Source organism: Pedobacter sp. Leaf176 (assembly GCF_001424305.1).
In the GTDB taxonomy this organism is placed as follows: Bacteria; Bacteroidota; Bacteroidia; order Sphingobacteriales; family Sphingobacteriaceae; genus Pedobacter.
Genome location: NZ_LMPD01000001.1, coordinates 550294 through 575063, shown reverse-complemented (window position 1 = coordinate 575063; position 24770 = coordinate 550294). Strand labels below are relative to the sequence as shown.

16 protein-coding genes are annotated in these 24770 nt (G+C 40.0%); 12 read left to right on the top strand and 4 right to left on the bottom strand.

Annotated features, from left to right (window positions below; all coding sequences use genetic code 11):
- Positions 1 to 236: 236 nt before the first annotated feature.
- On the top strand, positions 237 to 782 hold the full coding sequence (locus tag ASF92_RS02530; protein ID WP_056087338.1) for a hypothetical protein: 546 nt from the start codon (positions 237 to 239) through the stop codon (positions 780 to 782).
- Between the two features lie 954 nt (positions 783 to 1736).
- Here the strand turns inward: ASF92_RS02530 and ASF92_RS02515 are convergent.
- Positions 1737 to 3509 (bottom strand): aminopeptidase P family protein, encoded by a 1773-nt coding sequence (locus ASF92_RS02515; RefSeq protein WP_056087329.1) that lies wholly within the window; start codon positions 3507 to 3509, stop codon positions 1737 to 1739.
- Between the two features lie 242 nt (positions 3510 to 3751).
- On the opposite strand from ASF92_RS02515, the gene ASF92_RS02510 reads away from it, so the two are divergent.
- The gene (locus ASF92_RS02510; RefSeq protein ID WP_056087326.1) at positions 3752 to 4666 is read left to right on the top strand and encodes a hypothetical protein; all 915 of its coding nucleotides are present in this window, start codon (positions 3752 to 3754) and stop codon (positions 4664 to 4666) included.
- A gap of 34 nt (positions 4667 to 4700) precedes the next feature.
- Here ASF92_RS02510 and ASF92_RS02505 read toward each other — a convergent pair whose 3' ends face one another.
- The gene (locus tag ASF92_RS02505) at positions 4701 to 8228 is read right to left on the bottom strand and encodes a family 43 glycosylhydrolase (protein WP_056087323.1); all 3528 of its coding nucleotides are present in this window, start codon (positions 8226 to 8228) and stop codon (positions 4701 to 4703) included.
- Between the two features lie 424 nt (positions 8229 to 8652).
- Here ASF92_RS02505 and ASF92_RS02500 point away from each other — a divergent pair, with 424 nt between their 5' ends.
- From ASF92_RS02500 to ASF92_RS02480, 5 genes are all read left to right on the top strand, one after another.
- A complete protein-coding gene (locus tag ASF92_RS02500) occupies positions 8653 to 10617 on the top strand; it encodes a glycoside hydrolase family 97 protein (protein WP_056087320.1) in 1965 nt (654 codons plus the stop codon).
- A 238-nt stretch (positions 10618 to 10855) separates the two neighbouring features.
- Complete coding sequence (locus ASF92_RS02495) at positions 10856 to 13957, top strand: beta-L-arabinofuranosidase domain-containing protein (RefSeq protein WP_056087317.1); 3102 nt, start codon at positions 10856 to 10858, stop codon at positions 13955 to 13957.
- A 337-nt stretch (positions 13958 to 14294) separates the two neighbouring features.
- Complete coding sequence (locus ASF92_RS02490) at positions 14295 to 16436, top strand: S9 family peptidase (RefSeq protein ID WP_056087314.1); 2142 nt, start codon at positions 14295 to 14297, stop codon at positions 16434 to 16436.
- Positions 16437 to 16569: 133 nt separating this feature from the next.
- The gene (locus ASF92_RS02485) at positions 16570 to 17322 is read left to right on the top strand and encodes a hypothetical protein (protein WP_056087311.1); all 753 of its coding nucleotides are present in this window, start codon (positions 16570 to 16572) and stop codon (positions 17320 to 17322) included.
- Between the two features lie 34 nt (positions 17323 to 17356).
- Positions 17357 to 18034 (top strand): hypothetical protein, encoded by a 678-nt coding sequence (locus ASF92_RS02480; RefSeq protein ID WP_056087307.1) that lies wholly within the window; start codon positions 17357 to 17359, stop codon positions 18032 to 18034.
- Positions 18035 to 18094: 60 nt separating this feature from the next.
- On the opposite strand, the gene ASF92_RS02475 is transcribed toward ASF92_RS02480, so the two are convergent.
- On the bottom strand, positions 18095 to 18274 hold the full coding sequence (locus ASF92_RS02475; RefSeq protein ID WP_056087305.1) for a hypothetical protein: 180 nt from the start codon (positions 18272 to 18274) through the stop codon (positions 18095 to 18097).
- Positions 18275 to 18479: 205 nt separating this feature from the next.
- Between ASF92_RS02475 and ASF92_RS02470 the strand changes: the two genes are divergently transcribed.
- The gene (locus ASF92_RS02470) at positions 18480 to 20771 is read left to right on the top strand and encodes a Tex family protein (protein ID WP_056087302.1); all 2292 of its coding nucleotides are present in this window, start codon (positions 18480 to 18482) and stop codon (positions 20769 to 20771) included.
- A 73-nt stretch (positions 20772 to 20844) separates the two neighbouring features.
- On the opposite strand, the gene ASF92_RS02465 is transcribed toward ASF92_RS02470, so the two are convergent.
- Positions 20845 to 21924 (bottom strand): mechanosensitive ion channel family protein, encoded by a 1080-nt coding sequence (locus tag ASF92_RS02465; protein ID WP_056087299.1) that lies wholly within the window; start codon positions 21922 to 21924, stop codon positions 20845 to 20847.
- A 121-nt stretch (positions 21925 to 22045) separates the two neighbouring features.
- On the opposite strand from ASF92_RS02465, the gene ASF92_RS02460 reads away from it, so the two are divergent.
- The 4 genes from ASF92_RS02460 (at position 22046) to rpsB (ending at position 24710) form a co-directional block, all read left to right on the top strand.
- Positions 22046 to 22585 carry an ORF6N domain-containing protein gene (locus ASF92_RS02460; RefSeq protein ID WP_056087296.1) on the top strand — a complete coding sequence of 180 codons (540 nt, stop codon included), beginning with the start codon at positions 22046 to 22048 and terminating at the stop codon, positions 22583 to 22585.
- Between the two features lie 412 nt (positions 22586 to 22997).
- A complete protein-coding gene (gene rplM / locus ASF92_RS02455) occupies positions 22998 to 23441 on the top strand; it encodes a 50S ribosomal protein L13 (RefSeq protein ID WP_029287677.1) in 444 nt (147 codons plus the stop codon).
- 3 nt (positions 23442 to 23444) lie between these two features.
- Positions 23445 to 23831 carry a 30S ribosomal protein S9 gene (rpsI, locus tag ASF92_RS02450; RefSeq protein ID WP_010602006.1) on the top strand — a complete coding sequence of 129 codons (387 nt, stop codon included), beginning with the start codon at positions 23445 to 23447 and terminating at the stop codon, positions 23829 to 23831.
- 18 nt (positions 23832 to 23849) lie between these two features.
- Complete coding sequence (rpsB, locus tag ASF92_RS02445) at positions 23850 to 24710, top strand: 30S ribosomal protein S2 (RefSeq protein ID WP_056087293.1); 861 nt, start codon at positions 23850 to 23852, stop codon at positions 24708 to 24710.
- The last annotated feature ends 60 nt before the right edge of the window (positions 24711 to 24770 follow it).

Here is a 24770-nt window from a genome sequence, read left to right as displayed (position 1 = left end):
TATTCTTGCTATATTGGTAATCTCCTTCTCAACTTTGAATCGCTACTTTCGGCTTAGTACCAAAGCTACTGATTGCGCTAAACCACGGGGAATAAAGGATGCCTGATTTCTATCCTAATCCGTCAAAAACTGACAGTTTCCCATTAAATTTTTACAAAATTTACATTTTTATTTACAATCCAAATCACACCATCCGAAAAAGATCAATTTAGATTTGTTGAATCAATTTTAAGGATATGAAAAATAAAAAAAATCTCATCTATGCGCTCATCTTACCACTGGTTGTAGTGAGCGGATTGGTATTTGCCAATCGTGAAATTAAGAAAGAACCTAAACCCTTATCTATTGCTGAGAGAAAAGCCATCCTGGATGAAAGGAAAAAATGGGAGACTTCACCTGACGGCATAAAGTATAAAGAATGGGCAATTTCTCCTGAAGGTAAAAAGGTGTACGCCAGTCATGATAAAATAAGGAAGTACATAACGGATTTTAGCAATATGGAGGCTGTGGTCACCTCTGTTACTTTTAAACGCGCAAATGCGAAATCATCAGGACCAAAATGGCTTATCGTTCGCATTAATGGTGAAGACTATATGATGCAATATACACACAAGGATTTTGAGCGGTTAAATGGCCTGAAAGTTAACGACAAAATAATTTTAAGAAGCCACAGCGCAGGCTATTCGCCCAATCATCCTTATCTGATTGTTTCGGGTGATTATATAGAGCAAAATGGTAAGGTGCTTTTTAAACGTGATTTTAGCAAAAATAACGGTTGCTAACGCAAAAAATAGAAATCGTTATGATAAGCAAAAATTAGTTTTTTAATGCTGTTTTCTGCCAGGCCATCCAAAAGGGAAAGAAAAAATGTTTCCCGCAGATTACACAGATATACGCAGATGAAATCAAAAATCTGCACCATTGGCGTAATCAGCAGGCGGATTTTAAAAAATAATCTAAAGCAGAGAGTATATAAAATGCTGCTTTCCGCCACGCCTTCCAAAAGGAAAGAAAAATGTTTTCCGCAGATTACACAGATATACGCAGATGAAATAAAAAATTCTGCGCCATTAGCGTAATCAGCGGGCGGATTTTAAAAAATAATCTAAAGCAAAAAGAGTATATAAAAAATGCTGCTTTCCGCCACGCCTTCCAAAAGGAAAGAAAAAATGTCTCCCGCAGATTACACAGATATACACAGATGAAATAAAAATCTGCGTCGTCAGCGTAATCAGCGGGCGGATTTTAAAAAAAAATCCAAAGCCCTGGTTCGCGTCCTCACGAACCAATATAATACTTTCGATTCGAGGGGATACGAACCGAGGCGTTGGACACCATAACATAATTTTAAACCTGTCATCTTGAGGATAATTTATTTTATAAGAATTAATATGAGTGGCGTGTGAGCATTTTAAAAAATTCGCATTTCCATCCAGCTAGGCCGTAGCACAGTATCCCCGTTATGCTTAAATCCGGCCTAACAAATTAATGGTTTTTTCTTGTTTTCATCTGCATTAATGAGCTCAGCAGTGCTTCGGTTTTTGTTTCTTTTTGATGCCAAAAAGAAAGAGCCCTTCGGCGGCGGTGAGCCGAGACAAGATAGTGGTGTAGTGGCAGCCTGTCGAAGGACATACAAAACTAATTATTGGCATTTCGGTGCTCCTGCAAAATAGCACTGCCTGAGCTCAACGTAACAATTAACCGCTAACATAAATAAACATAATTTTTTAAATGTTTTAAATCGCTTTGCATTTCACTGCTAACCACCTCGCTTCTTCATCAGTCAATTTTGCTTTAAGCTTTTGATAAACCATTTCATTATAATTGTTTAACCAATACAGCTGTTGCGGCAACAGTAAATCACTTATGATAATTGATGTATCTATGTACGCCAGTGTTAAGGATTCGAATTGAAGGAAAGAACCAAACTCCGTGGTTTCAGCCGTGGTGGTAAGCACTAAATTCTCCGTCCTGACGCCATGTTTCCCGGGCCGGTAAATACCGGGCTCGATGGAAGTTACCATGCACAAATCCACAGCGATTGGGACATTGGCAGGACCAATATTTTGCGGTCCTTCGTGTACGTTTAAATAATAGCCAACACCATGGCCGGTTCCATGGCCATAGTTAATCCCCTGTTGCCAGAGTTGCTGGCGTACGATGCCATCGATTTGATAACCTTTAGTTCCCTGTGGGAATTTTGCTGCAGCGCCGAATATAAAAGCGGAAAGCACCAGAGTATAATCCCTTTTTTCTTCATCCGTGGTTGTACCAAGTGGAACGGTCCGGGTAACATCGGTTGTGCCGTAATGGTAGTGTCCCCCTGAATCCAGCAGAAACAAGCCTTTTGCCTGCAAAGCCACATCAGTTTCTTCGTTGGCTGTATAGTGTGGAAGGGCGGCATGCGCAGCATAGCCCGCAATGGTAGCGAAACTTAAGCCAGCAAAACCTGGATCCATTTCCCGGAAATACTGGAGTTTTGCAGCGGCAGATAGCTCTGTAATTTCTGCCTTTCCAACGTTTTCTTCCAGCCATTTAAAGAAACGTGTTAATGCGACACCATCCGCGACCATGGCCCTGCGGATGTTTTCAATTTCTGTCGCATTCTTAATCGATTTTAAAAACACCACCGGGTTTGTTGAGCGGACAACCCTAACACTTTCGGTTATTAAATTAAACAACATAAAATTGCTGCGCTTGTCGTCAATCAAGATGGAGCAATCTTCGAGCTCAGCGATATCGGTGTAAATGCCATCATAAGGTTTAAGCTTAACCTCGCGCTCGCTTAATAAAGCCCGGTTTGCTCTATTTAATTTATTTTCATCTACATAAAGCACAACCTGGGTTGCAGAAATCAATGCATGGCACAACACCACAGGGTTATAATTGACATCGCTTCCCCGCATGTTAAACAGCCAGGCTAAATCATCAAGACTGGAAATGAGATGGACATCTGCTTTTTGCTTATTCAGCTCTAGGCGGAGATCCGCAAGCTTATCGGTAAAAGAATGCCCGCAGACCGATTCTGGCAAGAGTATGATTTCATTATCCGGAAGTGCTGGTCTGTTGGGCCATACTTGTTCCAGTAAATCTATGTTTTCAAATGTAATTCCTTTTGCAGACAGCGACGATAGGATTTCTTCTCCCAGCAACACGGATACCACTTTAAAATCGAAGGCTATTTTTGCGCCCGTCAGCAGGTTTGCGTCGAGCCATTGGATGTTTTTGGGCGTATGCTGAATTTTCAATTTCACCAGATCAAACCCGCTTCCTTCGAGCTGCGAAGTGGCCTGTTCAAAGTAACGGAAATCGGTCCATAAACCAGCAAAATCCGCTGTAATCACTAGTGTGCCGGCAGAACCTGTAAATCCAGACAGGAACTGAATGCTTTTATAGCGTTCAGGAACGTATTCGCTGATGTGCGGATCTGATGACGGAATGATGTAGGCATCAATTCCCGATTCAGCCATGATGGTTCTTATGGCCTTAAGTTTTTCCTTGTAAGTCATTTTATAAATCAAAAATAACAAAAGCGACAATTAATCTCAGTCAGTGAAAGTACAGCAATATTAAATCGGGTAATATATGGTGGCATAGGGTGAAAATAAGTAAAGATTCGTTCCATCAATTAAAGGAACTTTATAAAATATAGAGCAAAGGCTGCAAAATTGAATAATAGTTAAACATATTTATGCTATTATTTAATCATTTCGCCTGATTTAAACTGCTCAATAAACCTAAACTCATCAAAATGGCTAATTATAATGCTTATTTAATAAAGACAGCCTGTGCTTTAGTATTAATTTTATTGTTAAACCAGGTTAGGGCACAGCAGGCACCTTTGGTATCCAGCTTCGAATCTTTAATCATCACTCGGCCACCTGATTCCTTAGGGTATCCTGCCTTTTATCAGAAATATGCCGATGCCTTTGGTATTCCTGTCGTTTCATCAGCAAAAGTGAGCGATGCTGCCTTACTCGTTGGACGCGATGTAATCAATTACATGTTGCTCAAAAGACCCGATGTCCGCAAAGCGATGATCAAATTGAAAGCGCGTCTATCCATCATGGCTGCAACGGAAATGCAAACCGATCTCCCGGAATACAGCAACTGGAAAAAACCGGCTTTAAGTGATGGCCGTTTAACGCCTGCAGAAAGGGAAAATTACAATAAGACTGGCGGCATTGCCAGCATGACCGATAAAGGCTACTGGAACCAAAGAGCCAGAGGCATGGGTGGCATACAAACCTCCTGTGCTGAAGAAAATATCCTGGGTTATCCCGGAACAAAATATTTCGGTGAAAATATCCTGGTTCATGAGTGGAGCCACAATGTTATGGCGGCCCTGCGGGTAGCAGATCCTGAACTTTTTAAACAAATTAAGATTGCCTACGATGCCGCAAAAAACAAAGGACTTTACAAAGATCAATATGCCATTAATACGGTTGAGGAATACTGGGCCGAAGGCAGCCAATGGTGGTTTTGGTCTAATTATGAGTTTATGGATGGCAGCACCAGGCTTCAAAGCCCTGATGATTTAAAATCTTACGATCCTGAATTGTATCAGATACTCTCGCAGGTTTACCCCGGACACCACATCCCCGCTGACATTTACTACAGTAAAAATATTCCTTTTTCCAAACCTGTAACTCAACCGAAAAAATAGTTCCTGATTTAGATGAGGATAATCATCATTCATTTTATTTCCTTTGGATAAGCTTGAAGTTTTTGAATGCGCCGTAACCCGCTGCTTCGCCATAGCTAGCATGATAAACGCCAACCTGCAAGGGAACATTTTCAAGATCAGGCCTTTTCATTGGACTACCCGGTAGTTCAAACCAATGTTTGCCGTCGTTACTTCCCCTTAGGAAAAAAGTATTGCCCAGCTTCTGGATTTGTAAATGCCTGTAAAACGACCAGCCGGACATGTTGTTTGTTTGCTTCCGATCGCCTGAATCGAAATTCGTCACGATGTTGCCAACACCCCAACCGGGCATAATGCCATTTTGTACGAACTTTCGATTTTCATCAGCTGCTTTAACCATCAGACCGGTTTCATTAGCGCCATAAGCCTTTTTTTGCAACAGGCCTATCATGTCTGCCAGTTCCACTTCTGCAACGAAGTCGCCTTTGATTAGCTGATACGCAAAAGGTCCTGTTTCTTTGGTCCCATCCCAGGTGCTGTTGTGAGATACCATTTTTAAAACACCGGCCTGTTGGATAATGGTATCCGCTTTGCCCAGGAGACCATCCCATGATGTTCCGGAAAAAACAGCCGGGTTTACAACCGTTGCATGCATGCTCCCACTTTGCTTCTTCACCACGAACAGGAATGTGTCGGTACGTACCGTTACAGGTTTTGACATCAGCGTTACATTACCGTAGTTGTCTCTCGCTTTCACCGAATAAGTATAACTACGGTTTGGCTCAACCGCAAAGTTGAAAAAGTTAGCCGATTCTATCCATCGCCCTTCACTATCGTCATCGCCTTCATTTGTTAAATAATACTCAAAACGGGTACCCGGCAAATCCGGTTTATTGGCCGACATGAAAAGGAGATTGGGTGTCATCGCCCGCGATTCGGTGTCTAATGTGGCAGTTGCATTAGGTTTACCAATGGTTTGTTTCCAAAAACGATATTCACCTGTACTGGCACTTGCAGATAAAGCGTTGTCGAGTATTTCCAGATTCGAAACAGCGGTTTCACCACTAACAGCAACAAGGAAATTGCGCAAATCCTTTTGCTGTTTATTTATCTTTTGAATTTTCTCCAACCGGCCATTGATAAATAGCCAAGGTTTACCATTGTCATAACTAAAAATTACCTGTTGCCATTCGCCCGTCCCTGTAATTCTGAATGATACTTTTTGACCAAAATGCAAATCTGTTTTCGCACCCGGGGATGAGCATAGCGATAAAATGGCGCTGAAAGCTTCTGATTGATGAAGGTTATCCGTTATATTTCCGCTAAACCTAAGCTTCGTTTCATTAGTGAGCACAGCGGCAATTTTCCCCTTCACGTCCATTACTTTAGCCTTTCCTTCTACGGCAAGTTCACCACCTAATGCGCCGTTGTTTTTCCAGGTGTCAAAGTCTCCATAATTAAGGGTCGTAACATCTAAAAATACGCTTACGGGGTTTGAAATACCTTTAAAATGATCATCTGTTATTTTTTTCGCAGTTAAGGGGTAATCATAAATTTTCAGCCCAGCCAAAGCACCTGAAAACCCGGATGTACCATCTTCATTGCCTCCAATTAAAAAATGTTTTAAATTTTTAACAAATAACATTCTCCGTTCCGCCCGGTCGGGTTTTCCATCAACATAAATGCGTTCCATGGTACCATCAAAAACCATCGTAATAAAATGCCACTGTCCGGCCTTCGGTAAATTTTTAAATCCTAAATCAGCCCAACCAGCATGTACCGCAGCGCCTGATGATTTACTGCTACCATAGCCAACAGCCAGATTCGTTAAGTTATCTCCTCCCCGCGAGGTCCATGATGCAATGAGTTCTTCTTTTTCTATTTCGGGATTGAGCACCCACATGCTCACACTGTAGCTGCTGTTCCCCATTAATGACATTGGCGCCTTCATGGAAGATTCCAGCCTTTCCCGCCCCGAAAATACCAGCGCCTTTTTTCCGTCAATCATTTTTACAACGGGTTGATGCGCGCCATTCGCTTTGAAGCTTCCAGCCAGATTACCAGTATTGGGCAATACATCGGCCACACTTCCCAATCTAAGTTGGCTTAAATCCAAATCAACAAGCAAACCTTTCGATTGAAAGGTCTCCAAGGATTGCCACTGTTTTGATACCGTATTCGCCACAGGATGGTAACTTGAATTATCAAACACTTTGATATTCCACAATGCTTTATTAAGCCCCGGGTACTCCGTGTGCAGAATTGTAATGCGCAGATACCGGGCTTTTACATTCCCGAAATCAATCATCGGACTTCCATGTTTTGTATTTCTGCTCCGGTCCGCATACAATTTCCAGATTTTCCCATCTAAGGATGATTCTATCTTATACTGATAATACCATGTGGCGTATTCAAATTGTGTATGCACGCTTCGGATGTCCTGCTCTTTCCCTAAATCTATTTGTAGCCAGGCCGGTCCGACATTGTTATTTGCCTTCCAGAGTGTGCCATTATTATCATCAGTAGCGTATTCGGGTTTGAAATTAGCATCGTAAAACGAAGATGCGATGGTTTTCTTCCCAAGGGTTAAGTTTGGATGAGGGTTGGCATTTTTAGCCAGGTAACCAATTCCCGAATGACTGGGTTCCAGCTTAAGGATATTCCCCTGTTCATCAAATATCATTTTATCAGCAGCCACCTGCCTATGGTACCCGCCATCGTTATGCGGATTATTATGACGGTGGTAAACAAGATAAAAATCATCGCCCTGCTGCAAAACAGACTGATGCCCCGGCCCATGAACGGTCCCGTCGGCATTTGTCGCCAATATTGGATTATTGGTTCCATATTTAAAGGGCCCCATGGGGTTAGACGCGGTTGCATACTGCACACGGTAGGTACCATCCTCACAATATCCTGATGAATAAGTGAGGTAATAAATCCCTTTTCTTTTAAAAACGAAAGGCGCTTCAAAAAAATCCTTTGCATCGGTATTTGGAATCTGAGCCAGTTTTGCGAACGACTTCATGTCGTCATTTAGTAAACCAACGCCGCAGCCGTGATTCGGATATATTCCCCAGGTACCCCAGTACATATAGTATTTACCATCATCATCTTTAAACGTTTGCCCGTCTAAAGTGATGACATTTGGCACAAGAAAATTCGGCACTATCGGTTTCCCCGGGGGCAGCAATGAGGTCCATGGACCTATCGGTGTTTCGGAGGATGCACCAAAAATTTCCACCGGCTGGCAATAATATAAATAATATTTTCCGTCTGCCCCTTGTGTAACATCCGGTGCCCAGTAATGATGCGTGGTTGGCCAATTCATATCCTGAAATGTCCAGTTTACGAAATCTTTTGATGTCCACACCTGCGAGGGGCCGAACCCTCCCCCGTTACCATCTGTCGTTGCGTAGATGTAAAACGTATCACCAAATTTCTTTACGGTAGGGTCGGCAAAGTAACCCGGTAATAGTGGATTCCCTTTTCCTTTAAGCAAATGCGACGACTGAGCAATCACGCCGCTGCCCATGCTAATCATAATTAATGTGAAGAGTAATTTTAAATTAAGATTTTTCATCGACATATTAATCTGGCTTTGGGCGAAATATTAATTGTGCATTTATAAATTTAGGATTCAACGCATTCCTGGCTCGAGGCAAACCATTCGAAACGTGCCTCACAAAAAAACCCAATTTCCATCTAAACTGAATCAATCAGTAAATATAAATGACCATTAATATAAATAACCGCTATATTTTAATAGATAGCAGAAGTATTTTAACCAACATTCGTCAGGCGATTCATCGGCTTATTTTGAATTAATAATAAGTTTAATCTAGTTACAGCTCCTTCAAGCCAGCAAACGCTAATTTCTAATAGGGTTTCCCGCCGGGGCACTAGAAATGAAAAAAAATCAGGCAAAATATGCAAAGTAAACAGCAAAAAATAATATGCACTATACCGCGCTTTTAAGTAATTTTATTACATAATATAATGCCATTATGAATAAATTTGTCCTGTTATTTTTCGCAGCAACCCTTGTTTTTTGCAACCGTGTTATCGGTAAGCAAGTAAATGTTTTGTCTCCCGATGGAAAAATAAAAATCAGCATAAATATTGGTGAAAACATCACCTGGGGGATTAACTACAATTCGGAAAACATTTTAAATCAGAGTCAGATTGCTTTGTTGCTCAATAACAAGAAGCTCGGCATAGCCCCCATATTGATTGCGCATAAAACAATTGCACACAATGACGTTTTAAAAGCCGATGTACCGGTAAAAAGTAAAGTAATCGTAGACCAATACAATGAATTAACACTTCGTTTTAAAGGCAATTACCAAATAATCTTCAGGGCATATAATGATGGTGTGGCTTACCGGTTTATAACAGAATTTAAAAATGAAGTTATTGAAGTAGAAAACGAAATTTCCGACTTTAACTTTGCGGGCAACGACCGGGTATTTTGGCCTGTGGAGGCCGATCCCGATTTTTTATCACATTTTGAAAGTTTGTATAAAGATTCAACTATTAACGCCTTTCAAAAGAGTCAACACGCAGCATTGCCGATGTTGGTCTATTCAAAGTCGGCCATTAAAATGCTGGTGAGTGAATCTGATTTATATGATTACCCTAATATGTTCCTTTTTGGTACCGGAGGCAATAAATTAACTGCCGGTTTCCCCAAAAATATTGCTGCAAGCACCCCTGTTGGGGATAGAGGCATAAAAATTACCAGGCTGGAAAATAATATCGCAAAAACAAATGGCTTCCGTAAGTTTCCATGGCGGAGTATTGCCATCTGTGCTGAGGACAAAGACCTATTAACCAATAATCTTACCTACAAATTGTCTACACCATCTGTTTTAAAAGCAACGAATTGGATAAAGCCCGGCAAAGTAGCATGGGATTGGTGGAATGACAACAACATATATGGGGTCGATTTTAAAGCGGGAATAAATACCAAAACCTATAAGTACTATATAGATTTTGCATCAAAATTCGGACTTGAATACATCATGCTTGATGAAGGTTGGACCAAGACAACCACAGATCTCACACACACCGCTCCTGACATTAATATCAAGGAGATCATAGATTATGGGAAAGAAAAAAAGGTTGGCGTTTGGCTGTGGACGCTCTGGGGGCCACTAGACCAGGATATGGATAAAATACTCGGGGAATATAAAAGTTGGGGGGCTGTGGGAATAAAGGTAGACTTTATGGCCAGGGCTGACCAGTATATGGTTAACTTCTACGAGCGTGTGGCATCTACCGCGGCAAAATATCAATTAATGGTTGATTTGCATGGCGCCTATAAACCTGTTGGTTTAAACCATAAGTATCCAAACGTTTTAAGCTACGAAGGTGTAAGGGGAGCGGAGAATAACAAATGGAGTAAAGACATTACCCCAATACACAATGTAACCCTGCCATTCATCAGGATGGCTGCTGGCCCTATGGATTACACGCCAGGAGCCATGATAAATGCGAATCAAAAAAACTTCAGCATCGTATACAGCGAACCGATGAGTATGGGTACCCGGGCGCATCAGGTGGCCATGTACGTGATGTATGAAAGCCCACTACAAATGCTGGCCGACAACCCTTCCAATTATCTGAAGGATAGTCTGTGCACCAGCTTTATTTCAAAGATTCCTACGGTTTGGGATGAAACGATCGCTTTAGATGGGAAGGTTGGCGAGTATGCACTTATTGCCCGTAAACAAGGGAAAAATTGGTATATATCCGGAATGACAAACTGGACGGCCAGAGCGCTTTCGCAGAATTTATTTTTTCTTGATGGAAGCACCTATAACATGGAAATATTCAGTGATGGCGTAAATGCTGAAAGGCATGCGGCTGATTACCGGATGGACAGACAAAAGGTTAAAAAAGGCGATAAATATATAATTTCAATGAAAAAAGGTGGCGGTTGGTGCGCGATATTGAGCCCGGTAGAATAATGGATTTATATCATGTCGCTGCTGAATACTTCAGCCAAGCCTATGCTGCAAAAAACAAATTATGACCTTACCTAGCAGTTGTAACTAAGTTAATTAGTACGTATTTTGTTAATATTCAGCCTCTATCAGCTAAAAATGGATCATAAAAGCTACTTGCATCTTTTTAATTTTACCTCTCCTTTCATAAATTAACAAAGATTTAATACAAGTTTCCGGGAGGAAATGATATCTAAAAAAAATGAACCGTAAAGCAAAACATATTCTAACTTTCGCACCATATTCCTTTTGCATCCGACAGCTAGTGGTTGTGGGCATTATTCTAGGATGCCTGTTCAGCCGGAATATTTCCCGTGCTCAAAACGGCGATCAGATATTGGATGGGATTGGTGAAACCAGTTTAAACGCCAGATACATATTTGATGGAAACGTAAAAGACTGGTCACGGAATAATTTTCACGCTAAATTAAATGGTGAAGGGGCAAAATTTGTTAAAGACAAACGCTTTGGAACTGTTCTTTCACTTGCTGGCGATAATGCTTACCTAACCTTACCGGGAGAAGCTGCTGCTGATTTGGAGTCGATCAGCATTAGCGGATGGATTTGTCTTCAGTCTAAAAAACCAGGACAATACTTCTTCGATTTTGGCAAGAACCCGGGCAAACATTTCTTTGCCAGTCTCGATATCAATGGTAGCCCGCAGGTTATATACGCTGCTGAAAATAATAAGGATCACATTTCAGTTTTGCCGGGTATCGAACTCAATAAATGGATGCATATAGCGGTGGTGTTAGATGTTGCGGCTAAATCGATCACCACTTATGTAGATGGTCAACTTGTAGCGACAATCCAAAATACACCAATTGATTTGACAGCCATTTTCTCCGCATCGGCAAAAGAACGCAACAGTCTGAATATTGGTAAATCGTTATCAGCTGGTGATTCATTCCTTAATGCCATGCTATACGATTTCCGCATTTATCGGATACCGCTAAGTGGAAGGCAGGTCTCAGGAATATTTAAAAATGCTGGCAAAGGCGGTCAGGACGCACAGCCAAATGTTAACTCTAAAAGGGAAGACGAACTGCCAAAATTCCCGGCATCGGCTCCACAGCTTTATAATGCCAACCTAATTAAAGTTGAAGATGTGGAAGTGACCACAAGCATTGGAAACCTCCCCCGCTTACCCGCATATTTAAATGGAGCTTATAAAAACAAAGAAAGCGGCCCGGAAGTTAGGGTGATTTGGCCTGCTCCAACCGATAACACATCCGTGCTAACTATCGGAAAATATACAATAACGGGGCATGTTCCGGGAACAACCTTTAAGCCTATAGCTACAGTTACTGTTACCCAAACCAAACCTAATTCAACACCTACGCTAAAACTCGAACCTTTTGCCCTTAACCGGGTAAGCATGAAAACAGACGTTGAGCATCGTGAGACCAAATTTATCCAGAATCGGAATAAGTTCATCAATACGTTAGCGCAAACAGATCCAAACGCCTTCTTATACATGTTCCGCCATGCTTTTGGCCAAAAACAACCCGCCGGGGCTAAGCCTTTAGGCGTTTGGGATACGGAAGATACCAAACTACGGGGCCACGCTACAGGACATTACCTTTCTGCCATTGCACAGGCTTATTCCAGCACAGGCTATGATAAAAACCTGAAAGCCAATTTTGCAAAAAAGATGGATTACATGGTCAATGCTCTTTATGATTTAGCACAATTATCCGGAAAAGCGCAAAAACCAGGTGCACCCTTTGTTGCAAGTCCAGCAGCGGTTTTACCAGGTCCGGGTAAAAAGAATTATGATTCTGATTTAAGCAGTGCAGGTATTCGTACAGATTACTGGAATTGGGGCAAGGGCTTCATTAGTGCGTATCCGCCGGATCAATTTATTATGTTAGAGCACGGTGCAAAATATGGTGGACAAAAGAACCAGATTTGGGCACCATACTATACGCTGCACAAAATTCTGGCGGGACTAATTGATGTTTATGAAGCATCTGGCAATAAGAAAGCGCTGGATGTGGCCACTGGTATGGGCGACTGGGTTTATGCCCGCTTAAATGCTTTGCCGCAAGATACCCTCATCAAAATGTGGAATACCTATATCGCTGGCGAATATGGCGGGATGAATGAATCGATGGCTCGCTTGTATAGAATCACCAAAAAACCAGTTTTCCTTAAAACAGCAAGTTTATTTGACAATATTAAGGTTTTTTACGGCGATACGAGTCATTCCAGCGGCCTTGCCAAAAACGTTGATTTATTCCGGGGACTTCATGCCAACCAGCATATACCTCAAATTGTGGGCAGTATCGAAATGTACCGTGCATCAAATAATCCGGAATACTACAAAATAGCCGATAATTTCTGGCATAAAATGGTAGATGACTATACGTATAGTATTGGTGGCGTAGCAGGTGCCAGAAACCCGGCAAATGCCGAATGCTTTACTGCCCAGCCATCAAGCTTGTATGAAAATGGATTTTCAGAAGGGGGACAAAACGAAACCTGTGCAACTTACAACATGCTTAAATTAACAGGCGACCTATTTCTTTACGATCAACGAGCGGAATTAATGGATTATTATGAACGCAGTTTGTACAACCATATACTGGCATCCGTTGCAGAAAACGATCCCGGTAATACGTATCATGTTCCGCTCCGTCCGGGCTCAATGAAACAATTTGGCAATGCCGACATGACTGGTTTTACGTGCTGTAATGGAACGGCAATTGAAAGCAGCACTAAACTTCAAAACACGATATATTATAAGAGTAAAGATGATCAGTCGTTGTACGTAAATCTTTATGTTCCCTCAGTTTTGGATTGGCAAGAAAGAAAAATCATTGTTGAACAAAATACTGATTTTCCAAATGCGGACGAAACACGCCTGAAAATTACAGGTAATGGAACTTTTGACATTAATTTCCGTGTACCCGCTTGGGCTAAAAAAGGCTTTTTTGTTTCTATAAATGGAAAACGGCAGCAGGTAACCGCTACGCCGGGAACTTACCTGAAACTTAACAGAAACTGGAGAAATGGTGATGTAATTGAATTGAAAATGCCATTTACCTTTCATCTCGCTCCGGTAATGGATCAACAAAATCTGGCCAGTCTATTCTACGGGCCAATACTATTGGCCGCTCAGGAAGCAGAAGCAAGAAAAGACTGGCGAAAAATAAAGCTCAATGCAGACGACCTCAGCAAAACGATTAAAGGCGACCCATCGAAATTATTTTTCACAATAGATGATGTGGTTTTTAAACCTTTCTACGAAACATACGGCAGGCATTCGGTCTATTTAGACGTTACATTGACTAATCCATAATAACCCGGAATTTGTTTTTTGTCAACTAGTCTTTAAAGTATATTGAGTTTCTATGAAAAGGCTTCCACCTTTTCATAGAATTACCTACACTGGCTGGTTGCATCAGAATTTATCCCATTTTTATAGGTATTGCAAGGCCACCGGATGGACTAAATCCCTTCTACCGCCGAAAATACGCTCCGTTGTATAAAAGGATCTGCTGCTCAAAACAGCTAAAACACCTATTATCTACCTTTCAAACAGGGGCTTGATTGATGCATCATTATGTATTATTCTTGATAAATTAATTGCAAACCTAAAAACAGTATTAATTTTATCAAAAAGTAATAATTAAAATATGAATAAATATTTACTATCTGTCGCTGCATGCGCCTGTGCAATTACAGTTAACGCGCAGCAAGGTAAATCGCTAACATCGAAAGATTATGAACATGCCGAAAGCTTTTTAAGTTACAACACGGCAAGATATATCGATCACAGCTTTTCTCAGCCAAACTGGCTGGAAGGTGATAAGTTTTGGTATACCACAAGAACAGCAGGCGCTGAACAGACTTTCTTAGTAGATCCGCTGACAAAAACCAAAACCCTGACTAATGACTACAAAAATAATGGTGGTGGCACACAAAATCCCCGCCGGGGTGGTCGTGGAGAAGTGGTTTCTCCTGATGGAAAAAAATCGATCCTGATTAAAGAATACAACCTTTATGTAAAAGATCTTGCTTCCGGTAAATTGACGCAACTCACAACCGATGGCATCAAGGATTACGGCTATGCCACAGACAACGCGGGCTGGACACACAGCGACGGCGCTATTTTACGCTGGTCGCCGGATTCGAGAAAGATTGCGACTTTCCAGCAAGATCAGCGAAACTCCAAAGATATGTACCTGGTGAGCACAAATGTAGGTTCCCCGAAACTCAGCGCATGGAAATATCCGTTGCCGGGCGATAAAGAAATCCCAACCATCAGAAGAGTTGTTATTGATGTCGAAAATGCCAAAGTGGTTTCTTTGAACATTCCACCCGATCCACACCGTGCTACTTTAAGTGACGACATCTCCAGCAGCGGAACTTTCGATGACATCGACTGGAAAGCCGATGGTTCAGAGGTTGCTTTCGTATCTACTTCACGTGATCATAAAAATGAAAAATTCCGCATCGCAAATGCAGCAACTGGTGCCGTTCGCGAGGTATTTGAAGAAACCGTAAAAACACAATACGAATCCGGGCAGGGTGCCATTAACTGGAGGTATTTACCTGCGACAAAAGAAATTTTATGGTATTCTGAGAGGGATAACTGGGGGCATTTATATTTATATGATGCGACAACAGGCAAAGTGAAAAACCAAATTACAAAAGGAAACTGGGTAGTTACCCGCTTGTTAAAAGTAGATGAGAAAAGCCGTACGCTTTATTTTATTGCAAATGGTCAGGATAAAATAAATCCTTATTTCGGGCATTTTTACAAGATTGGTTTTGATGGAAAAAAATTAACTGACCTAACTCCTGAAGCAGGAAACCACAATGTAACAATATCTCCATCGGGTAAATATTTTATCGACACTTACTCTCAACCAAATGTTCCGGCAACGAGCGTTTTCCGCAGCATGGATGGTAAACTAATTACTGAATTGGAAAAAACAGATGTTTCGAGGTTAGCTGCTACCGGTTGGAAAGCACCAACACCAGTTTCGGTTAAGGCCGCGGATGGTAAAACAGCAATCTATGGATTGGTCTTTACCCCAACGAAGATTGAAACAGGAAAGAAATATCCGGTTATCGATTATATTTATCCCGGTCCGCAAGGCGGAAGTGTAGGCAGCTGGTCGTTTGCAGCGTCTCGCGGCGATAATCAATGCTTAGCTGAATTAGGCTTTATCGTTGTGGTAATGGAAGGCACAAGCAATCCCAACCGCTCAAAGAGCTTCCACGATATGAGTTATGGAAACATGGCTGAAAACACCCTTCCTGATCAAATTACAGCAATTAAACAACTTGCTGAAAAATACCCGATGGATACCACAAAGGTCGGGATTTGGGGCCACTCCGGAGGTGGTTTCGCAACAGCAGCAGCCATGTTCCGTTACCCTGATTTTTTTAAAGTCGGCATTTCTGAATCCGGAAACCACGAAAACAGAAATTATGAGGACGATTGGGGCGAACGTTACAATGGCTTAGTCGAAAATGCCAACTACGAAGCACAGGCCAATCAGAATTACGCAAAAAACTTAAAAGGAAAACTAATGCTTGTTCACGGAATGATGGACGATAATGTACCGCCTTACAATACCTTGTTAGTGGTTGAGGCGTTAGAAAAAGCGAACAAATCTTTCGATTTAGTTATTTTCCCGAATAGTGCTCATGGCTACGGCTCTTATTCACCATATATGATGAGAAGAAGATGGGATTATTTTGTCCAAAATTTGTTAGGTGCTCAACCCCCTTACGATTACCAGATGAAACCTCCGACAATGAGGTAATCAGAAATATTGACCGAAGGTTCCGATGAAAATCGGAACCTTTTTTTTAATCAAATTAGGAAAAAGTTAAGTTCTGTTAAACTTTCTATTACCGAACAATTATGTTTTATTTTAGCTGAAAGCCAATCGGATAATGAAAATCTACTTCCTGTTTTTACTAGCCGTTGTAACGAGCAAAATTTCTGCCCAGCAGATTAATGGTCTGGTTTTAGATTATAACACAAAATTACCGGTAGATAATGTCGTTATTACCTATGGGCAACAAACGATAATTACCACAATCACAGGGAAATTTTCGTTTCAAAAAATTGCTTCAATTGAAATTGTCGAGCTAAAGAAGCTGGGTTATCAGGATTACGATTTAAACTTAGCCAGCAATTTTAAAGACTTTACGATTTACCTTAAACCGTCGTCTATAAACTTAGATGATGTGCTGATTTTCCCCAAACGCGATTACCTTGCCGATTCGCTAAAAATGAGAAAGGAGTTCGCAAATGTTTTCGCTTATAAAGCACCAACAATTAAAGATGTTGTCGTGAAAAAAGGTTTGCGCTATCCAACTTTTGGCTCAAACTTAGTCTCAAATTCTACATCCTCCATTGTGAGTTTTGATATATTGAAAACGATTGGTTTGCTCACAAAAAACAAATCATCACTATCAAAACTAAAAAAAGAACAATTAAAGGCCGAAGAAACCAAGTATATCGACCATAGGTTTAACGCTGAAAAAATAGCTTCAATTACAACCCTCGAAGGCGATTATCTGCAAAATTTCATTCAAAGATATCGCCCTTCTGCTACAGAAATCAGAAAAATGAACGATTATCAACTACTGATGTACGTAAGGAAAAGTTATACCGAATTTATTAGACCAAACAAAGATTAACTTTAACAGTTATTCAGCCATAATACGACATTTCATGGAAAAAACAAGAAAAGAAAATCATGTAATTATTACCGGATCAACGGGGATGGTTGGTGAAGGCGTTTTAATACAATGCCTGAATAGTCCTGAGATTAATTCAATATTAGTCATCAACCGTAAATCCTGTGGTTACACACACCCTAAATTGAAGGAAATTATTCACCAGGATTTCTTTAATTTTTCGGCAATTGAGAACCAGTTGACAGGTTACAATGCTTGTTTTTTCTGTTTAGGAATTACTTCTGTAGGTGCGAGCGATGAGGTTTATTACAAAATGACTTACACGCTTACGATGCATATAGCAGAAACATTAAGTAAGTTGAATGAAAACATGACTTTCTGTTATGTATCTGGAAGCGGAACTAACGAAAAAGGCAGATTAAACTGGCAAAGAGTTAAAGGTAAAACTGAAAATGATTTAATGAAATTACCTTTCGAACAGGTTTTCAACTTTAGACCAGGTTTCATTAAACCGATTGAAGGACAAAAATTTGCGCACAATTTTTACAAATACATTAACTGGCTGTTTCCAATTGGAAGAAAGTTTTTCCCAAATGGATTTTGTAAAATGACAGAACTTGGTGATGCGATGATAAATGCGCTAAGCCACAATAATAAGCGGCAAATCTTAGAAGGAAAAGACATCATTAATTTGGCTGCAAACCCCTTATAAAAATGTAAAATGGAAGATGTATATAGAAAAATGAATACATAAACATCTTCCATATTTAAACTATTTCTTATTATCTTGTTTACGTTGATTATCCTTATTTGAAGTCTGGTCTGACCGCTGCCCGCCGCCATTCGTAATGCCCTGCATTTTCTTATCAGTTTTAACATCGTGATTTGCTCTGTCAGCTATCGAACTTCCCTGTGTTGTCGGATTGTTTTTAGGTGTGCTTACATTTTTCATAATTATAAAATTTAGTTAATCATTCTGCAGAGCGTTACTATATTAACCGAAAGAAACCAGTTATGTTTTATTTTTTAACAGCCGGAAGCTTTATTTCGGGCAGCAGCTTAGACTGGCAAATGCATTATTCGTTCCATCATAAAATCCCAGAATCTTAAAAATCTTCGCAAAATCATGATTAGCTTTGCTCCTTTAATTTTCGAATATGTTAGCTCACCATAAAATAATTGCAGCCGAATTAAAAGTTGCAGAAAAACAAGTAACTGCAACCGTAAACCTGCTGGATGAAGGTGCAACCATACCATTTATTTCACGTTACCGTAAAGAACTGACAGGTAGTTTAGATGAGGTTGAAGTTGCCGCAATACGCGACAGGGTTTTACAACTACGCGATTTAGACAAGCGCCGTGAAGCGATTTTAAAATCAATGACCGATCTCGGGAAGTTGACACCTGAGCTTGAAAAACAAGTAAACGAAGCCGAGACCATTTCACTTTTGGAAGACATCTATCTGCCCTATAAACCGAAACGCAAAACCCGCGCATCGGCAGCGAAAGAAAAAGGCTTAGAACCACTCGCAATTCAAATTTTCGAACAACAGAATTTTGATTTGGAAGCCTCGGCAGATAAATTTATAGATGTAGAAAAAGGTGTAAATAACCTGGAAGAAGCATTAGCCGGCGCTCTTGATATTATTGCTGAAATGATTTCAGAAAATGCAGAAGCCAGAACCAAAATGCGCAGCTATTTTCAAGAAAAAGCAGTCTTTAAGTCAGAAGTAATTAAAGGGAAAGAAGAAGATGGTATTAAGTACAAAGATTATTTTGAATGGAGCGAACCAGTGAAAGCGGCCGCCTCTCACCGCGTTTTAGCGATGCGCCGTGGCGAGAAAGAATTGATTTTACGTTTAGATGTCCTACCTCCCACTGAGGATGCGCTATCAATCCTGGAAAAGCAATTCATATTAGGAAACAATGCAGCTTCAAAACAAGTTCAACAAGCTTTGGAAGATGGTTATAAACGACTTCTGGAACCTGCGATGGAAACTGAACTCAGAGTTTTAACCAAGCAGAAAGCCGATGAGGAAGCCATTCGTGTTTTCGCTGAAAATGCCCGTCAGTTATTACTGGCCGCGCCAATGGGCCAAAAAAATGTACTGGCTATCGACCCTGGCTTCCGTACCGGCTGTAAAGTAGTCTGTTTAGATAAACAAGGCCAGTTGTTAGAAAACACCGCCATTTACCCGCATACAGGGCAGGGGAACATAAAAAATGCTGAAATCACCATAAAGCAGCTTTGTGAAAAACATGCTATTGAAGCGATTGCTATTGGTAATGGAACCGCCGGTAGAGAAACTGAGACTTTTATTCGCAATTTAAACTTACCAAATATTACGATTGTGATGGTAAATGAAAGCGGAGCGTCTATTTATTCGGCTTCTGAAGTTGCCCGCGAAGAATTCCCGACACAGGACATTACCGTTCGGGGAGCAGTTTCGATTGGCCGCCGGCTGATGGATCCCTTGGCTGAACTGGTTAAAATTGATCCGAAATCCATCGGTGTTGGCCAATACCAGCACGATGTTGATCAAAGTAAACTACAGGCAAGTTTAGATGATACCGTAATCAGTGCTGTGAATGCCGTTGGTGTTGAATTAAACACGGCATCGAAACAAATTTTAGCATACGTTTCCGGCTTAGGCCCAACTTTAGCACAAAACATTATTGACTATAGAAATACAAATGGTGCTTTTAAAAACCGCGCAAGCTTGAAAAAAGTGCCTCGCCTGGGTGATAAGGCTTACGAGCAGGCCGCAGGTTTCCTGCGAATCCGCAACGCAGAAAATGTTTTGGATACCAGCGGCGTTCACCCTGAACGCTATGCCGTAGTTGATAAAATGGCCAAAGATTTGGGCACAACCGTTTCTGCTTTGATGAAAGATACGCAACTGCAAAAACAAATTAAGCCACAACAATATGTTACTGATGAAATAGGCTTACCAACACTCACCGATATTTTGAAAGAATTGGCCAAACCTGGCCGCGATCCTAGGGAACAATTCGAAGCTTTTAGTTTTACTGATGGTGTAAATGAAATCGCTGATTTAAGAATCGGGATGAAATTGCCAGGAATTGTAACAAACATTACCAATTTTGGTGCTTTTGTAGATATTGGTGTGCACCAGGACGGTTTGGTTCATACGAGTCAGTTGGCTAATCGTTTTGTTGCAAATCCAAATGATATTGTTAAAGTTCACCAGAAAGTTGAGGTTACGGTTATGGAAGTTGACACCGCGCGTAAAAGAATTTCGCTGTCGATGAAGACGGAAGAAAGACCAAAACAGAAAGACCAAAGAAGAAAGCCAGGAGAAGAAAAAGCTAAACAAGATTTTAAGCCGAATAATCAAAAGCAAAACTTCAAGCCACGTAACGAACCTAAAAATGCTGATGGAGATTTACAGGAAAAGTTAGCGAAGTTGAAAGGTATGTTTAAATAGTTTTTACCACCTTAGGCACCTTAGGTGAACCTGAACAAGGTACTTAAATGGTCTTAGGTGCCTAAGTTGGTTATTATATATTCTCAAACTTATCCTTAAACTCCAGTCTTTTCTTTGGTAAACTTTCAGGGTAATTGGTTTGAATATAGGCAATCATCGCTTCACGGATGTTACAGCGCAAATCGAAAGCCCGAGATGAATTAGAAGCACTCATTAAAAAACGGACTTCTATCGATCCATCTTTCGTGCTATCCGTAACCTGAACAACGTTTACACGTTTATCCCAAAGTGGATTCAAGCTTAGAAGCTTTGTCATTTCCTGTCGTAGTGGTTCAATCGGAATAGTATAATCAAGGTAAAGAAATACTGTACCCAATAAGTCTGCTGAAACCCTTGTCCAGTTTTGAAAGGGCTTTTCAATAAAATAGGTTATGGGCAAAATTAACCTGCGTTGGTCCCAGATATTTACTACAACGTAGGTTAACGTAATTTCTTCTACCCTTCCCCATTCGCCTTCTACAACAAGAACGTCATCAATTCTTATGGGCTGGGTAAATGCAATTTGAAAACCAGCCAGTAAATTACCAAGCGACTTTTGAGCTGCGAAACCGATAATGATGCCACCTATACCGACACCAGTAAGCAAACCTGCACCAATTTTACGCATACTTTCGAAGCTTAATAAAATGATAGCAGCTGTTATTAAAATAATCAGCGAAACGATAAACTTACGGACAAATTGAAGTTGCGTTCTTATTTTACGTTCTTTTAAATTATTTTCCTTATTCAGATCATACTTGAGGTAAAAATAATCTTCCAGAACATTTATAATCCTTATCAGAATTAATGCAAAATTTACGGTTAACGCTATTTCCAGCAATTTATCTAAAGGCAGGCGAATTACAGTTGGCATTACCATCAAATCAAAAGAAAAATTTAGCAACAATAAAGGAATGAAAACATCAACAGGCCTTCTTAAATGTTTGATGATTGATTTAATGATGATAAAATCCCACCAGCGAGATAAGAGTATAAACACCTTATGGATGATAAATTTGATTAAAATGCCTGTCAAAATAGCAATAAAACCAATAATTATGTTTTTTACGAATAGTGGAATTGGATAACCGAAAATATTATCAAGGTATTGCATAAATAATTTGTTGGTTAAGGAACTGCGTAGATAACAACACGCTTTAGCTATTGTTTGAAATCAATAATTTACGCAACAACACTCAAATTTATTCGTATATTGAACTTAAATCCAATTTGATATGGCGGCTAAAGAAACGCGCTCTATCATCCCTGAAAATATTCTAGTAAACAAAATTTATGAAATCCGCGGTCATAAGGTTATGCTGGATAGCGATTTGGCAGAACTTTATGGAGTTGAAACAAAAGTTTTGAATCAAAGCATTCGTAGAAATTTCGAAAGATTTCCAAAAGATTTTATGTTTCAACTTACTGAAAGTGAATGGGAATCTTTGAGGTCACAAATTGTGACCTCAAAGATCGGAAGAGGCGGAAGAACTTATCTACCTAATGTTTTTACCGAACATGGCGTACTTATGCTTTCCAGCATTTTAAAAAGTCAGCAGGCCATTCAGGTAAATATTCAGATTGTAAGAATATTTACAAGATTACGGCAATGGTTAACCGAAAATGGCGAATTAAAATATGAGATTGAGGACATTAAGCGGAAACTGAATAACCAAGATAAAAATATTGAGTTGGTTTTCAGTTACCTTGATAAATTGATGGATAAGAAAATCGGGCCGAGAAAAAGAATGGGCTATATGCCTGATGATTTGTAGATTGAGTTTATGCTTGCCATTATGTAAATCCCAAATCCGAAAACACATTTCAAAATCATTCCATTCGATATCACCATACAGCTGTATCCTGTTTGTTTTCTGTTATAGCTTATGCAACTTCAATAGCGACGTAAAAAGAAAGTTTTCAAAGCTGAAAACCAAAGAAATTAGCGGAAAACCGGTTGAGTTGCCAGAAGAACTGCGGATTTTGCTTTATGAATCCTTAAAAAACAAAGTCTATCAGATGTTGAGATAAATTCAGCAGGACGATTTTCTTGAAGAAATAAAACTTATCACTTAACTCATAACTTTTTTTCCCGTCAACTATTTGATAATAAAAGTTTTCTATCTATCTTTGCAGTCCCAAATTTAATGGGAATAAATAATTGTTTAATAAATTAAATACAAGCAAGTGAATACGTTAAGTTACAAAACTGTCTCTGCCAATGCGAAAACTGTTAACAAACAGTGGATTGTTGTTGATGCACAAGGCGAGATTTTGGGGCGCTTGTCATCGAAGATCGCTATGATCATCCGTGGTAAAAACAAGCCTGAGTACACCCCACACGTAGATTGCGGAGATAACGTTATTGTTATCAATGCAGACAAGGTTAAATTGACAGGAAACAAATTCAGCGAAAAGCAATATGTTTCTTATACTGGTTATCCAGGTGGTCAACGTTTTATCTCTCCTAAGGAGTTAATGGCAAAACACCCTCAACGTGTAATCGAGAAAGCGGTACGTGGTATGTTACCGAAAACTAAATTGGGCAAAAAATTATACACAAATCTTTTTGTGTATGCAGGTGAAAACCACCCTCATTCAGCTCAGTCTCCAAAAACCATTAAACTTTAAGAAATGTCAGTTACTAACACTTCAGGAAGAAGAAAAACAGCTGTTGCACGCATCTACTTAAAAGATGGTGCTGGCGCAATTACCGTTAACGGTAAAGATCACAAAGAATATTTCCCTACTTTACCATTGCAATACATCGTAAACCAAAGTTTAGAAGTTTCTGAGCTTACTGGTCGTTATGATATTACTGTAAATGTACAAGGTGGTGGAGTAAAAGGACAAGCAGAAGCTGTTCGTTTAGCTATTGCTAAAGCGATTGTTGAACTAGATGCGGAGAAAAAACCTGCATTACGTGCTAAAGGCCTAATGACGCGTGATATGCGTATGGTTGAGCGTAAAAAACCAGGACGTGCTAAAGCTCGTAAGAAATTCCAATTCAGTAAACGTTAATCACAGGAGGCAAGAACAATGGCAAGAACAACTTATCAAGACTTATTGGATGCAGGTGTACACTTTGGTCACCTTACCCGTAAATGGAATCCAAAAATGGCTCCTTACATTTTCATGGAGCGTAATGGAATTCACATTATAGATTTAAATAAAACTTTAACTAAAACTGAAGAAGCTGCGGCTGCGATTAAACAAATCGTAAAATCAGGACGTAAAGTATTATTTGTTTCAACAAAAAAACAAGCAAAAGGAATCGTAGCTGAGCAAGCTAAAAAAGTAAATATGCCTTTCGTAACTGAACGTTGGTTAGGTGGTATGTTAACCAACTTCGCTACAGTTCGTAAGTCAATTAAAAAGATGGTTACCATCGATAAAATGACTAAAGACGGTACTTATGCTATTTTATCTAAAAAAGAGCGTTTGATGATTCAGCGTGAGCGTATTAAATTAGAATCACTTCTAGGTGGTATTGCTGATTTAAACCGTTTACCTGCAGCTTTATTCTTAATTGATGTTAAGAAAGAGCATATCGCAGTAACTGAAGCATTAAAATTAAACATCCCAACTTTTGCGATGGTTGATACAAACTCTGATCCTTCTAACATCGATTTCCCGATTCCGGCGAATGATGATGCTACAAAATCAATCTCTTTAATTACTGATGTAATTATCAAAGCTATTGAAGAAGGTTTAGATGAGCGTAAACGCGAAAAAGATGATGAAGCAGAAAAAGAAGCAGTAGCAGCGAAAGTTGCAGCTGATGCTCCTGAAGTTAAAGAACCTAGAGCAGCTGGCGAAAAAAGACCAACTACTAAAAAGGTAACTGCAGAAGCAGAAGTTGAAGCGCCTTCATCAGAAGAAACTAAAACAGAAGAATAACCCCCAATCCCTAAAGGGGAGTAAAAGGTTACAATTTCAAATTCATAAAATTATTTAATC